The sequence below is a fragment of the Amycolatopsis roodepoortensis genome, assembly GCF_014873915.1.
Taxonomy (GTDB): Bacteria; Actinomycetota; Actinomycetes; order Mycobacteriales; family Pseudonocardiaceae; genus Amycolatopsis; species Amycolatopsis roodepoortensis.
The window spans coordinates 244,171-256,911 of sequence record NZ_JADBEJ010000001.1 but is presented as its reverse complement, the minus strand read 5'-3'; the positions used below and the strand labels follow the sequence as shown (position 1 = coordinate 256,911).

Annotated in this window: 16 protein-coding genes; 7 read left to right on the top strand and 9 right to left on the bottom strand. The window is 69.6% G+C overall.

Translation table 11 applies throughout. The features are described from left to right. Positions 1-19: 19 nt before the first annotated feature. Complete coding sequence (locus tag H4W30_RS01255; protein ID WP_192741091.1) at positions 20-1,009, bottom strand: carbohydrate kinase family protein; 990 nt, start codon at positions 1,007-1,009, stop codon at positions 20-22. A 141-nt stretch (positions 1,010-1,150) separates the two neighbouring features. Between H4W30_RS01255 and H4W30_RS01250 the strand changes: the two genes are divergently transcribed. Beyond that, complete coding sequence (locus H4W30_RS01250) at positions 1,151-1,339, top strand: hypothetical protein (RefSeq protein WP_192741090.1); 189 nt, start codon at positions 1,151-1,153, stop codon at positions 1,337-1,339. A gap of 87 nt (positions 1,340-1,426) precedes the next feature. Here H4W30_RS01250 and H4W30_RS01245 read toward each other — a convergent pair whose 3' ends face one another. After that, the gene (locus tag H4W30_RS01245) at positions 1,427-1,804 is read right to left on the bottom strand and encodes a HesB/IscA family protein (RefSeq protein WP_016336060.1); all 378 of its coding nucleotides are present in this window, start codon (positions 1,802-1,804) and stop codon (positions 1,427-1,429) included. A 143-nt stretch (positions 1,805-1,947) separates the two neighbouring features. On the opposite strand from H4W30_RS01245, the gene H4W30_RS01240 reads away from it, so the two are divergent. Continuing rightward, on the top strand, positions 1,948-2,604 hold the full coding sequence (locus H4W30_RS01240; protein ID WP_126733787.1) for a DUF3043 domain-containing protein: 657 nt from the start codon (positions 1,948-1,950) through the stop codon (positions 2,602-2,604). Between the two features lie 55 nt (positions 2,605-2,659). Further along, positions 2,660-3,649, top strand: a complete 990-nt coding sequence (locus H4W30_RS01235; RefSeq protein ID WP_126733788.1) for an aldo/keto reductase family protein — start codon at positions 2,660-2,662, stop codon at positions 3,647-3,649. Between the two features lie 71 nt (positions 3,650-3,720). Here H4W30_RS01235 and H4W30_RS01230 read toward each other — a convergent pair whose 3' ends face one another. Genes H4W30_RS01230 through H4W30_RS01220 form a run of 3 tightly spaced genes read right to left on the bottom strand, consistent with a single transcriptional unit; the run spans position 3,721 to position 5,538 of the window. Beyond that, the gene (locus tag H4W30_RS01230) at positions 3,721-3,948 is read right to left on the bottom strand and encodes a hypothetical protein (protein ID WP_192741089.1); all 228 of its coding nucleotides are present in this window, start codon (positions 3,946-3,948) and stop codon (positions 3,721-3,723) included. Beyond that, a complete protein-coding gene (locus H4W30_RS01225; protein ID WP_192741088.1) occupies positions 3,941-4,792 on the bottom strand; it encodes a phosphoribosylaminoimidazolesuccinocarboxamide synthase in 852 nt (283 codons plus the stop codon). The genes H4W30_RS01230 and H4W30_RS01225 overlap by 8 nt, the downstream gene beginning before the upstream one ends. Further along, positions 4,789-5,538: a GntR family transcriptional regulator gene (locus H4W30_RS01220; RefSeq protein WP_192741087.1), complete on the bottom strand. Its 750-nt coding sequence runs from the start codon at positions 5,536-5,538 to the stop codon at positions 4,789-4,791. Before H4W30_RS01220 ends, H4W30_RS01225 begins: the two co-directional genes overlap by 4 nt. Positions 5,539-5,708: 170 nt before the next feature. On the opposite strand from H4W30_RS01220, the gene H4W30_RS01215 reads away from it, so the two are divergent. Beyond that, complete coding sequence (locus H4W30_RS01215) at positions 5,709-6,113, top strand: hypothetical protein (protein ID WP_192741086.1); 405 nt, start codon at positions 5,709-5,711, stop codon at positions 6,111-6,113. Here H4W30_RS01215 and H4W30_RS01210 read toward each other — a convergent pair. After that, positions 6,110-6,778: an IspD/TarI family cytidylyltransferase gene (locus tag H4W30_RS01210; RefSeq protein WP_192742369.1), complete on the bottom strand. Its 669-nt coding sequence runs from the start codon at positions 6,776-6,778 to the stop codon at positions 6,110-6,112. The two genes, H4W30_RS01215 and H4W30_RS01210, sit on opposite strands and share 4 nt — an antisense overlap. Before the next feature lie 93 nt (positions 6,779-6,871). On the opposite strand from H4W30_RS01210, the gene cobT reads away from it, so the two are divergent. After that, positions 6,872-7,948: a nicotinate-nucleotide--dimethylbenzimidazole phosphoribosyltransferase gene (gene cobT, locus H4W30_RS01205; protein ID WP_192741085.1), complete on the top strand. Its 1,077-nt coding sequence runs from the start codon at positions 6,872-6,874 to the stop codon at positions 7,946-7,948. 71 nt (positions 7,949-8,019) lie between these two features. Here the strand turns inward: cobT and H4W30_RS01200 are convergent, their stop codons facing one another. Further along, entirely contained in the window at positions 8,020-9,123 is a 1,104-nt protein-coding gene (locus tag H4W30_RS01200) for a branched-chain amino acid aminotransferase (protein ID WP_192741084.1), read from the bottom strand. A 117-nt stretch (positions 9,124-9,240) separates the two neighbouring features. Between H4W30_RS01200 and H4W30_RS01195 the strand changes: the two genes are divergently transcribed. Continuing rightward, the gene (locus H4W30_RS01195; protein WP_192741083.1) at positions 9,241-9,561 is read left to right on the top strand and encodes a hypothetical protein; all 321 of its coding nucleotides are present in this window, start codon (positions 9,241-9,243) and stop codon (positions 9,559-9,561) included. On the opposite strand, the gene H4W30_RS01190 is transcribed toward H4W30_RS01195, so the two are convergent. Then, positions 9,558-10,184 carry a DUF402 domain-containing protein gene (locus H4W30_RS01190; protein ID WP_192741082.1) on the bottom strand — a complete coding sequence of 209 codons (627 nt, stop codon included), beginning with the start codon at positions 10,182-10,184 and terminating at the stop codon, positions 9,558-9,560. The genes H4W30_RS01195 and H4W30_RS01190 overlap by 4 nt on opposite strands. Next, the gene (locus H4W30_RS01185) at positions 10,177-11,046 is read right to left on the bottom strand and encodes a hypothetical protein (protein WP_192741081.1); all 870 of its coding nucleotides are present in this window, start codon (positions 11,044-11,046) and stop codon (positions 10,177-10,179) included. The genes H4W30_RS01190 and H4W30_RS01185 overlap by 8 nt, the downstream gene beginning before the upstream one ends. A gap of 133 nt (positions 11,047-11,179) precedes the next feature. Between H4W30_RS01185 and H4W30_RS01180 the strand changes: the two genes are divergently transcribed. After that, on the top strand, positions 11,180-12,682 hold the full coding sequence (locus H4W30_RS01180; protein WP_192741080.1) for a leucyl aminopeptidase: 1,503 nt from the start codon (positions 11,180-11,182) through the stop codon (positions 12,680-12,682). Positions 12,683-12,741 lie beyond the last annotated feature (59 nt).

Here is a 12,741-nt window from a genome sequence, read left to right as displayed (position 1 = left end):
CACGCGCTATAACGCAGCCTCAGGCGGGCAGGATCGCCGCGATCTCCTCGGCGGACTCCGGCCCGAAGGCCTCCTTGAGGCGGCCCAGGACGTCGGTGCGGTCGAAGGACCATTCCTGCGTGCCCACGGTCTCCAGCACCAGCACGGCGATCAGCGAGCCCAGCTGCGCCGAACGCTCCAGGCCCAGCCCGCCGTCGATACCGGCGATGAACCCGGCGCGGAAGCCGTCGCCGACGCCGGTCGGGTCGACCTTGCCGCGCTCCGGGACGGCGCCGATCTGCAGCGCGAGGCCGTCCTTGCCGACGATCTCGACGCCCTTCTCCCCGAGCGTGGTGATCCGCATGCCGACGCGGTCGAGGACGTCCGCCTCGGACCAGCCGGTCTTCTGCAGCAGCAGTTCCCATTCGTAGTCGTTGCTGAACAGGTACTTCGCGCCCTCGACGAAGGCGCGGACCTGCGCGCCGTCCATCCGGGCCAGCTGCTGCGAGGGGTCGACGGCGAAGGTGTAGCCGCGCTGGCGGCACTCCTCGGCGTGCCGGACCATGCCTTCGGGGTCGTCCGGGCTGATTAGCACGAGCGACAGCTCACCGGCGTGCGCGGCGACCGGCGCCAGCTCGATGTTGCGGGACTCCGCCATCGCGCCGGCGTAGAAGGTGGCGATCTGGCAGAGGTCCACGTCGGTGGTGCAGACGAAGCGGGCGGTGTGCGCGACCTCGGAGACCAGCACTCCGGCGGTGTCGACGCCGTGCCGCTCGAGCCAGGACCGGTAGTCGGCGAAGTCCGAGCCCACCGCGCCGACCAGGATCGGGCGCTTGCCCAGCACACCGAGCCCGAAGGCGATGTTCGCGCCGATCCCGCCCCGCCGGACGACGAGGTCATCGGCCAGGAAGCTCAGGGACACCCGGTGCAGCTGCTCGGCGACGAGCTGCTCGGCGAACCTGCCTGGGAAGTGCATGAGGTGGTCGGTTGCGATACTGCCGGATACCGCGATCCTGGCGTTGTCTGCCACCGGTTCTCCTTGGTCGGTCGGCCCCGCCGAGGCGAGGACGGCTAAGTTACCCGCAGGTCATGCCCCATACGGGTTGCTTCGGGCACGGCCATCAACACTACCGGTTGGTAGTGGTGTCCTACTCGGACACGAGTCATTAGCTTGTCGTTCGTGACCACTTCCACGTATCACCTCGAACCGGAATCGATCGGCGAACTCATCGCCGACTGTGCCGGCATCCCGGCGTCCCTCCAGGCCGAGAACCTGCCCCTGCCCCGGCAGATCGCTCCCCCCTGGACCGTGGACGAGCGGTGCCACGCCCAGGTGGCCGATCTGGACGCCTACGTCTGATCCCGCTCCGGCGGCAAGAACCGCAGGCATGAAGAAGGGCCGCGACCTGGGTGAGGTTCGCGGCCCTTCTTCATGCCTCGACGCGGATCAGTGGAAGCTGTCGCCGCAGGCGCAGCTTCCGGTCGCGTTGGGGTTGTCGATCGTGAAGCCCTGCTTCTCGATCGAGTCGACGAAGTCGATCACGGCGCTGGACACGTACGGCGCGCTCATCCGGTCGACGGCGACGCGGAGGCCGTCGAAGTCACGGAACAGGTCACCGTCGAGCGTGCGCTCGTCGAAGAACAGCTGGTAGCGCAGGCCCGCGCACCCACCGGGCTGGACGGCGATGCGCAGGTGCATGTCGTCGCGGCCCTCCTGCTCGAGCAGGGCCTTCGCCTTGCTGGCGGCGGCGTCGGTCAACGTCACGCCGTGGGTCTCCTCGGCGGTTTCGGCCTGAGCTGCGGCTGCCTGCTCAGCGGTCGTCATGGTTCTCCCTCTGGTCGAACTCGCTGCGGGTACTCGTCTTGCACATGGTCCAACACGTCGGAGTCCCGATCTGTTCCCCACCATGGTGACATATCGCTCGGCCTGGTGCGTGGGACCGTGACGCCCGCGACTACCCTGGTGGGGTGAGGTTCCTGCGCCGTAGCACCACAGACTCCGCCACGACGGACACCGAGACCCCCGGCGACGAGGCCGTCGAGGTCCAGGCCAAGTCGTACACGCCCGGAAAGGGCAAGGCCACGCCCAAGCGGCGTGAGGCCGAGGCCAAGCGCCGCGGCCCGGTGGCGCCCCCGCCGACCACCATGCGGGAGGCGATGAAGCGCAACAAGGAGCTCCGGAAGTCCGCGAAGGCCGACCCGGAGTACAAGCTCAAGCAGCGCAACGCCGCCAAGGAACGCCGTGAGCGGATGATGGCGGGCGAGGACAAGTACCTGCTCCCCCGTGACCGCGGCCCGGTCAAGGCCTACATCCGTGACCTGGTCGACTCGCGGCGCAACCTGCTCGGCCTGTTCATGCCGCTGGCGATCCTCGTGTTCGTCGCGCTGATCCTGCCGTACCCCGAGGTCCAGCGGTACGCGACGCTGCTGTGCACCGTGATGCTGCTCGGCATGATCGTCGAGGGCTTCCTCAGCGGGCGCCGGATCGCGAAGATGGTCCGCCTGAAGTTCCCGAACGAGACGATCAAGGGCACGTCCGTCGGCTGGTACTCCTTCATCCGCGCGAGCCAGATCCGCAAGCTGCGGGTCCCGAAGCCGCGCGTGAAGCCCGGCGACAAGGTCTGATCTGCGGAAACCCGGGTCGTTAGCGTGGCTAACGGCCTGGGGTAGAGTCGCGTCCATGGAGTTTCGACGACTCGGCCGCAGCGGCCTCAATGTCAGTGAGATCTCGTACGGCAACTGGCTCACCCACGGGTCCCAGGTGGAAGAGGACCAGGCCCAGGCCTGCATCAAGGCGGCGCTCGACGTGGGCATCACCACGTTCGACACCGCCGACGTCTACGCGAACACGGCCGCCGAATCGGTACTCGGCCGCGGCCTGAAGGGCCTGCGCCGCGAAAGCCTGGAGATCTTCACCAAGGTCTACTGGCCGACCGGCCCCAAGGGTCCGAACGACCAGGGCCTCGGCCGCAAGCACATCATGGAGTCGGCGCACGCTTCGCTGAAGCGGCTCGGCACCGACTACGTCGACCTCTACCAGGCGCACCGCTTCGACCGGACCGTCCCGCTCGAAGAGACGTTCCTCGCCTTCGCCGACCTCGTCCGCCAGGGCAAGGTGCTCTACGTCGGCGTTTCCGAGTGGACCGCCGAGCAGATCACCCAGGGCGCGGCGATCGCACGCGAGCTCAAGGTGCCCCTCATCTCGAACCAGCCGCAGTACAACGCGCTGTGGCGGGTCATCGAAGCGCAGGTCATCCCGGCGTCCGAACGTGAAGGGCTCAGCCAGATCGTCTGGTCGCCGATCGCGCAGGGCGTGCTCACCGGCAAGTACAAGCCCGGTCAGCCGCTGCCCGAGGGCTCCCGCGCGACCGACGAGAAGGGCGGCGCCAACATGGTCGCCCGCTTCCTCAACGACGACGTCCTCGAGCGCGTCCAGCGGCTTCAGCCGATCGCGGACAAGGCGGGCCTGACGATGGCCCAGCTGTCCGTGGCGTGGGTGCTGCAGAACCCGAACGTCGCCTCGGCGATCATCGGCGCTTCGCGGCCGGAGCAGGTGCACGAGAACGTGAAGGCGGCCGGCGTGAAGCTGGACGCGGATCTGCTCGCCGCGATCGACGAGGCCCTCGACGGCGTCACCGAGACCGACCCGACGCTGACCCGCTCACCCTGATCCTCGGAACGCAGTCAGTCGGCTAAATGCGGACGCTTTTCCCGCATTTAGCCGACTAACTGCGACAGAGGTCAGTCGCCGTGTACCCGGGACTGGTAGGCGATCTGGCCGTCGAGGTCGAGGGCGTCACCGGGGGCACGCAAGGGATCGATGCCCAAGCCCCGCAGCAACCTGCTCGCGCCGGCGACCCGGTCACCGGTCCGGCCGTCGAGCCGCTGCGGCCGGTGACCCCGCTGGATCAGCAGGCCCTCGACGTCGTCGATCAGCCGGTACGGGTCGTAGACCTGCTGTTCAGGCATGACCACCACCGGGAATCCAGGTCTTCCCGGTGATCCTTTCGTAGACCTCGGTGTAGCGCTTGCGGGTCGCCTCGACGATCTCGTCCGGAATGGCCGGCCCGGGCGGCGTCTTGTCCCAGCCGGTGGTCGTGGACCAGTCGCGGACGAACTGCTTGTCGAACGCGTGCTGCGTGCGGCCGGGCTCGTACTCGTCGGCGGGCCAGAACCGCGACGAGTCCGACGTGAGCACCTCGTCCCCGAGCGTCAGCACACCGTCGGCGTCGAACCCGAATTCGATCTTGGTGTCGGCGATGATGATGCCGTTCTTCGCCGCGTGCTCCGCGCCCTTGGTATAGACCTCCAGCGTCAGATCGCGGAGGCGATCCGCGGTCTCCTTGCCGATCTCGTTCACGACGTCGGCGAAGGTCATGAACTCGTCGTGGCCGGTGTCGGAGATCTTCGTGGTGGGCGTGAAGATCGGCTCGGGCAGCTTGTCCGCTTCGACGAGACCGGCGGGCAGTTCGACGCCGGAAACCTTGCCGTCGCGCCGGTATTCACGCATTCCGAGACCGGTGAGATAACCACGCGCGATGCACTCGACCTGGATCATCTTCAGCGGCTTGCACCGCATGGCGCGGCCGGCGAATTCGGCGGGGACGTCCGTCGTGGAGAGGACGTGGTTCGGCACCACGTCGGCCATCTTTTCGAACCACCAGGCGGAAAGCTGGTTCAGCAGCGCACCCTTGTCCGGGATCGGGGTCGGCAGCGAGACGTCGTAGACCGAAACGCGATCCGACGCGACGAGCAGAATGTCGCCGTCGATTTCGTAAAGGTCCCGGACCTTACCCGCGTGAATGTGCTTCATGCCCCGTCCTCGATGTTGTATTCGTAGAAAATCCAGTGGTCCGGCAACGCCGCCGATTCGCCGTACTCGAGTACGTCACCCTCGGCGGACATGAACCTGTTGCGACTCAACAGAATCGCCGAACCTTCGGCCACGCCGAGTTCCGCCGCGTCCTCGGCACCCGCCAGCCCCGCGGCGTGCTGAGAATGAGTCGAGGTCAGAACCCGGCCTGTCCGGTCCGCCACATACTTGACCGTTCCTTCGACGATCCGCACCGGTTCGAAGAGCAACGGAGCCTTTGACGCGACAGCGCCGTCGAACCACGAGACCGACGTCGACACCGGCCGGCCTTCGCTCGCGTACGTGGTCCTGCGCCGCCGGATCACCGGAGCGCCTTCATCGATTCCGAGCGCGCCCGCGACCCTGTCCGGCGCCGGCAGCAGGCCCGCTTCGCGGATTTTCGCGTAGTGGCCCGGCGGATAGACCTTGCCGGTTCGCGCGATCGAGATCGTCCGATCGTGCGCGGAGCGGTGCAGTGTCCTGGTCTGCACCACTGTGCCGACGCCGCGTACGGCGCGGACCAGACCTTCGGCGCGCAGCGTCGAGAGCACCTTCATCGCCGTCGCCATCGCGACGTTCCAGTTTCTGGCTATCTCACGCGCGGACGGGACCGCGTCGCCTTCCTTGAGCCTGCCCGAAACGATGTCGTCGCGAATGTTGCCCGCGATCTGGAGATACGGCGGTTCGGGTCGATCGACGGCGGGCAAGGTGACTCCTCACAAGGTCGCGCGGTGCGCACAAGCGTTCTAGCACACCAATGGGCGAGCACCAAGGATCCTGCTCACACCCCATTATTACGTACTAGTACACATTCTGGACGGTGCTCTAGTACACCTGTTACTCTCCGAGAAGTTCCCGAAACCCGTTGGGGGGCTCGATGAACCATCTGAGCATCGACGAACTGCTCGAAGAGCTTCGAAGACGCAGGTGGGTCGTCTACATCTTCGGCCCCCGGGAGGAACCGGAGGTCTGTGCCGCGGTCTTCCAATGGGACACCTGCGCCGACGTCCTCATCCTCCGCGGGGAAGAACGGGCGAGCGCCTTCCGCGTCACCACACTTGCCGACACGGACGTCTTCCGCCCGGCGCTCGTCTCTTGGCAGTACCACTCCACGGCCGACTGGACCCTGCGCGCCGTGCTCACCATCCCGGCGCCCGGCGACGCCGCCGCGCCGATCCAGCTGCTGCAACCACATCCGGACTGCGTGATCCCGATGGAGGCACGAAGGCCGGTCACGATTCTGCCCGCCATCCCGACCAAGGCCGACCAGGGAGATCCCTAACCTCGGCCGATCACCTGCTCGGCGACAACGAGGTCGTGCGGGTAGGTGATCTTGAGGTTCTCCGCGCTGCCCGGAACCCACCGCACCGGCAGCGCGGAGAACCTTTCCATGCACGAAGACGTGTCCGTGCCGACGAAACCCTCACGCTCGGCCGTTTCGTAGGCTTCGAGCAACGGGGCCGCGCGGAAACCCTGCGGTGTCTGCACCCTGATCGCCCCGGGCAGCGCGCCGGAAACCGTGTCGCCGCCGACCCGCACGATGTCGTCGGCCGCGACGCCGGGTACCGCTCCCCCGTGGCGCCGCGTGGCGGCGAGGACGTCCGCGATCAGTTCCGGGGTGACGAGCGGACGGGCCGCGTCGTGCAGCAGTACCGCGTCGATCTCGCCGCTCTCGATGCGGGAAGCCAAGTGGCGCAAGGCGTTCAGCTCCGAGCCCTGGCGCGTCGCGCCGCCGTGGACGAGTTCGACCTCGCCCGGATGCGCGGCGAGCACCTCCTGCGCGAGTTCGGTGTCCTGCGGCCGGATGACCAGCACGAGCACGTCGATCCCGGGCACGCGGGCGAAGGCGGCGAGCGACCACGCGACGATCCGTTCGCCCGCCACCGGCAGGTACACCTTGTTGAGCTTGGCGCCGACCCGGGTGCCCGCGCCGCTCGCGAGCACCACCCCGGCGGCCTTCGTCTGAGCCACAGGCAACTCTTGCACAGGCGGGTGGGTAGGTTGGGCCCGGCCACCGAAGCGATCCGAAGGGGCAGGGCGTTGAACGACGAAATCCTCGAGTTCGCCGAAGTCGAGCAGCCTGACGAACACGCGCGCTCGGCGGCGATCGCCCTGCACTCCAAATTGATCAAACCGGCCGGTTCGCTGGGCAGGCTCGAAGAACTGGGCGTATGGGTCGCGGCCTGCCAGGGCCAGTCGCCGCCGCGGCCGTTCACGCGGCCCCGGGTCGTGGTGTTCGCCGGGGATCACGGCATCGCGGCGAAGGGCGTCTCGGCCTATCCGAGTGAGGTCACCGCGCAACTCGTCGGCAGCATGCTGACCGGCGGCGCGGCCATCAACGTCCTGGCGGCGTCGGCGGGCGCGAGCGTCCGGGTCGTCGACATGGCCGTCGACAGCGACGCCCCCGCGACGCGGTCGATCGGCGAGTTCAAGGTGCGGCGCGGGTCCGGCTCGATCGACGTCGAGGACGCGCTGACCGACGAGGAGGCGCGTGCCGCCGTCCGAGCGGGCCGGGCGATCGCCGACGCCGAGGTCGACGGCGGGGCCGACCTGCTCATCGCGGGCGACCTCGGGATCGGCAACAGCACGCCCGCCTCGGTGCTGGTCGCGGCGCTGACCGGCAGTGAGCCGGTGGCCGTCGTCGGCCGCGGTTCGGGGATCGACGACAACGCCTGGATGCGCAAGGCCGCGGCGGTCCGGGACGCGCTGCGGCGCGCGCGGACCGTGCTGGCCGACCCGGTCGCCCTGCTGCGCACCGCCGCGGGCGCCGACATCGCGGCGATGGCGGGTTTCCTCGCGCAGGCCTCGCTCCGGAAGACGCCGGTGATCCTGGACGGGCTGGTCGCCTCCGCGGCCGCGCTGGTCGCCGAGGAACTCGTCCCCGGCGCGCGGCAGTGGTGGGCGGCGGGTCAGCGTGGCGGCGAACCCGCGCACGCGCTGGCGCTGGAGCACCTCGACCTGGACCCGATCCTGGACCTGGACGTGCGCCTCGGCGAGGGGACGGGCGCGGTCGCGGCGCTGCCGCTGGTCTTCATGGCGACGCGGGTGCTGGCGGAGATGGCCACGCACGAACAGGCCGGCGTCAGCGGTCCGCTGATCGAGGCCCCTCCTTCCTGAATGCGGGGAGTACGTGAAGGCCCCCTTCATTGCGTCTAGCGCAATGAAGGGGGCCTTCACGTACTTGAGCGTCAGCCCAGCGGGTACATCCAGCCTTCCGGCGCGGGCCGGGTGCCCTCCTGGATCCCGGTCAGCGCGCCGCGCAGCTTCATCGTCAGCTCGCCGGGCTGCCCGCCCGCGACGGAGAACTCGCCGCCCGCGTGCTTCACGTGCCCGACCGGTGTGATGACCGCCGCGGTCCCGCAGGCGAACACCTCGGTCAGCTCGCCGGAAGCCGCCGCCTTCTCCCACTCGTCGGTGGAGACGCGCCGCTCCTCGACCTTGTGCCCGAACGACTTCGCCAGTTCCAGCAGCGACTTACGGGTCACGCCAGGCAGCAGCGAACCGGTCAGTTCCGGGGTCACGACGCGGGCCTCGTCACCGGAGCCGAAGACGAAGAACAGGTTCATCCCGCCCATTTCCTCGACCCAGCGCCGTTCGACCGCGTCGAGCCACACGACCTGGTCGCAGCCCTTCTCCACGGCCTGCGCCTGCGCGACGAAGGACGCCGCGTAGTTGCCCGCGCACTTCGCTTCGCCGGTGCCGCCGGGGACGGCGCGCACGTACTCGGTCGAGAGCCAGACGCTCACCGGCTTCACGCCGCCGGAGAAGTACGAGCCGGCGGGCGAGCCGATCAGCGCGTAGAGGTACTCGTTCGCGGGCCGGTTGACGCCGAGCCCGGCTTCGGTGGAGATCATGAACGGCCGCAGGTACAGCGACTCGCCCGGCTTCGTCGGCACCCAGCGGCTGTCGACCGCGATGAGCTCGCGGATGGAGTCGAGGAAGGTCTCCACCGGCAGCTGCGGCATGGCGAGCCGCTCGGCCGAGTTACGGAAGCGGATCGCGTTCGCGTCGGGGCGGAACGCCGCGATCGTGCCATCCGGCTGACGGTACGCTTTGAGGCCTTCGAAGATCGCCTGGCCGTAGTGCAGCACGGAAGTCGCCGGGTCGAGCGCGAAGGGCGCGTACGGCCCGACGGTCGCGTCGTGCCAGCCCTGCCCGGCGCTCCATTTCACGGTCACCATGTGATCGGTGAAGTGCAGGCCGAAGCCGGGTGCGGCCAATACGTCCGCGACGCGTTCCGGGCTCGCGGGGCTCGGGTGCGGGAGGTGGGTGAACTGCGTCGAGGTCGTCATGGCTAAGACGATAACGCTTGGTCGGACCCACGTTAGTCGGACGTCCGCATATCTTTACCTCCCTCGATCTGTCCGTCACGACGAACACGGGAGGGTCCTCGCCCCTAGGATGGCGGCGTGACGTACAACCAGATGCAGCCCGCCCACCCGGCCCAGCCGGCCAAGCCCGCCACCCCCGGCGCGGGGGCCGACGTCAAGACCTTCGTGACGGCCGTGCTGCTCACCTTCGGCACCGGCGTGCTGATGATGGACGGCTGGGCCCTGCTCGACAGCGGCTTCGGCGCGTTCCTCGGACTGGTCGCCGGCGGTTTCGGCATCTTCTGGTGGAGGAGCATCCACGGCAAGGTGTTCCCGCGCGAGCTGGGCACCAAGTCGGTGGTCATCCTCACGGTGATCAACGTGGTGCTGGTGCTGCTCCTGCTCCTCCAGGTGAGCTAAAGCAACCCCTCGGGGAGGCCGGGCGCGGGCCAGTCCGGGTCGGGCCGGAAGTCGGTCCACGTCCCGTCGAAGGGGAACCGCCCGGCGTCCGCGAGTGCCCCGATCCGCTCGCCCTCGGCACGCAGCCGCTCCAGCTGGCCGGCGGTGATGCGGCCGGCGAGGACGGCCTCCTCCGCCTCGTCCTCGTCCTTCCACTGCCAGCGTCCGCCGGGCTCGACGGCGACGTCGAGGATGCCGTCGATGCGGTCCGGTCCCGACGGCGTGCGCCCCAGCGGGACCTCGAGGTTGACGTACCAGTTCAGGAAACGGCCGCCGGCGTCGAAGAACCACCAGACCGACGACCATTCGTCGTCGGCGATGCGGCGCAGCGTCGAGGTGTCGCGCCAGAAGTCGGCCACCCGCACCCTCGGCACCCGGAACCGCTCCTCGAGCGGCGCCTCGCGGAAGAGCCGCCCGTCGGCGAGCCTGCTGCCGACGATCGGGGTGTCCGCTGGCAGCCAGCCGAGCAGCACGGTGCCGTCGTCGGAGATGACGCGCAGCGGGTGGTGCTGGCCGATCGAGCCGTCCGGCCGGAGGAAGCGTTCGACGACCGTGTCGCCAGGGGTCCAGAGAGGATCATGCACGCCTTGAACGGTCACTCTTCGAACGGTACCGACGGGCGCGGACCCGCAGAACCAGTTCGGCGAGCGTTCCCACTCCCGCGAGGCCGAGGGCCACGACCGGCCCAGCGAAGGCCGCGGCGACGGCCACGATCAGTCCACAAGCGAGTGTCGCCTTCGGACGTTCCGGGGAAAGCCGCTCGCGGCCGTCGGTGAAGGCGTCCACCGCGACGGGGACGGTCGCCACGGCAGCCACGACCGTCAGCACCGGCAGCAGCGAGACCCCGTCGGCCGCGGCGAGGAGCTCACGGAACGACGTCGCCGAAAGCCCCAGCCGGATCGGCCCCAGCTGGTAGAGCGCGACAGCGGTGATCGCGACGGCCACGGCGCCCACCGCGGCGGCGCGGCCCGCGCCGGGTCGGCGGGGCAGCAGGAACGGCAGCAGTACCAGCACGGCGAGGCCGAGTCCGGGCACGGACGGCGGGTCCGGCGCGATGAACTGCGCCAGCGGCGGGATCCCGACGCAGACGGCGATCAGCGACGCGGCCGCGACCAGCAGCAGGCCGGTGATCCAGCGGGCGGCGTAGCCGCCGAGGCGGACGCCGGCCAGGTCGGCGACGGTCACCACGACGGCGAACACCGCGGCGGCGGCTCCCGGCGCGGACGGGAAGACGTACTGGCCGAACGTCGTCGCGAAGACCAGGACCAGGCCCAACCGCGAAACGGAGCCCGCGATCCGGTCGGGTCGGGTGTCGCCCAGCGGCGGCAGCAGTGCCTCCGCCGCGACCGCGAGCACGGCCGCGACCACGACGGCGGCGAGTACCCAGTAATCCGCTCCGGAGGTGCCCGCCGCCAGTGCGATGAGCAGACCGCCAGCCAGCCGCACGCCGTCTCCCTTCCGGTGTCATCCAGTTACCCGATCGGCCCCGCTGTTACCCCAGGTCCCGCTGTCATTAGCATGGCTCACGATCCAACCGGGCGGCCGCCCGGTACCACCGCGAACGCGCGAGGAGCCAGAAGTGACCGTGCCGAAGCTTGCCCTGACCGAGAACGCCGAAGCGGCGCTTGCCAAGACGCGCGCCGACGTCGTCGTCATCGGAACCCTGCAGGGCGAGGACGGCCTGGCCCTCGCCGCCGGTTCCTCCGTGGCCGACGCCGCCTTCGACGGCAAGCTCGCCGACGTCCTCGGCACCCTCGGCGCGTCCGGCAAGGCCGACGAGGTCGTCAAGGTACCGACGCTGGGCAAGCTGTCCGCCGGTGTCGTGCTGGCCGTCGGCCTCGGCAAGGCGGGCGCGGACGGCGTCACCGCCGAGCAGGTCCGCCGGGGCGCCGGTGCCGCCGCGCGGGCGCTGAGCGGGACCGACCGCGCGTTCGTCACGCTGTCGGCGATCGACCTGCAGGCCGCCGTCGAGGGCACCGTGCTCGGCGCGTACTCCTTCACCGAGTACCGCTCCGAGAAGGGTGACGCCCCGGTCGCCAAGGTCGACTTCGTGAGCCCCGAGGAGGGCACCGCCAAGGACCACAAGGCGACGCTGAAGGCCGCCGGCCTGATCGCCGAGTCGGTCATCGTCGCCCGCGACCTGATCAACACCCCGCCGAACGACCTGTTCCCGGCCTCCTTCGCCGACCGCGCGAAGACGCTGGCCGAGGCCAACAACCTCGACTTCGAGGTCCTCGACGAGAAGGCCTTGAAGCGCAAGGGCTTCGGCGGCATCCTCGGCGTCGGCGGCGGTTCGTCGCGTCAGCCGCGCCTGCTGCGCATCGCCTACAAGCCCGCGAAGGCCTCGAAGAAGGTCGCGCTGGTCGGCAAGGGCATCACCTTCGACTCGGGCGGCATCTCGATCAAGCCCGCCGCGAACATGGACCACATGACCTCGGACATGTCGGGCGCGGCCGCCGTGCTCGCCTCCGTGGTGCTGGCCGCGAAGCTGAAGTACCCGCTCGAGGTCGTCGCGCACATCCCGCTGGCGGAGAACCTGCCCTCGGCCACCTCGTACCGGCCGGGCGACGTGCTCAGCATGTACGGCGGCAAGACCGTCGAGGTGCTCAACACCGACGCCGAAGGCCGTCTCGTGCTGGCCGACGCCATCGTGCGCGCGGGCGAGGAGAACCCCGACTACCTGATCGAGACCTCGACCCTGACCGGCGCGCAGGTCGTCGCGCTGGGCAACCGCACCGCGGGTGTCATGGGCTCCGACGAGTTCCGCGACCGGATCGCTTCGATCGCGCAGGCCACCGGTGAGGGCGGCTGGGCCATGCCGCTGCCGGAGGAGCTGCGGGCCGACCTCGACTCGCGCCTCGCCGACCTGGCCAACGTCACCGGGCACCGCTGGGGCGGCATGCTCGCCGCGGGCATCTTCCTGCGCGAGTTCGTCACCGAAGGCCTGCCCTGGGCGCACATCGACATCGCGGGCCCGTCGTTCAACACCTCCGGGCCGTGGGGTTACACCGGCAAGGGCGGCACCGGCGTCCCGGTCCGCACCATCGCCGCGGTCCTCGCGGACATCGCCGCGAACGGCTGATCCTTTTCGCGCGTGAAGGCCCCCTTCCCTCGGCTGAGCCGAGGGAAGGGGGCCTTCAC

Coding starts and splice junctions, on each gene's coding strand:
- H4W30_RS01245 (WP_016336060.1), bottom strand. CDS start 1,804: ATGACGACCGCTGAGCAGGCAGCCGCAGCTCAGGCCGAAACCGCCGAG.
- H4W30_RS01235 (WP_126733788.1), top strand. CDS start 2,660: ATGGAGTTTCGACGACTCGGCCGCAGCGGCCTCAATGTCAGTGAGATC.
- H4W30_RS01230 (WP_192741089.1), bottom strand. CDS start 3,948: ATGCCTGAACAGCAGGTCTACGACCCGTACCGGCTGATCGACGACGTC.
- H4W30_RS01225 (WP_192741088.1), bottom strand. CDS start 4,792: ATGAAGCACATTCACGCGGGTAAGGTCCGGGACCTTTACGAAATCGAC.
- H4W30_RS01215 (WP_192741086.1), top strand. CDS start 5,709: ATGAACCATCTGAGCATCGACGAACTGCTCGAAGAGCTTCGAAGACGC.
- H4W30_RS01200 (WP_192741084.1), bottom strand. CDS start 9,123: ATGACGACCTCGACGCAGTTCACCCACCTCCCGCACCCGAGCCCCGCG.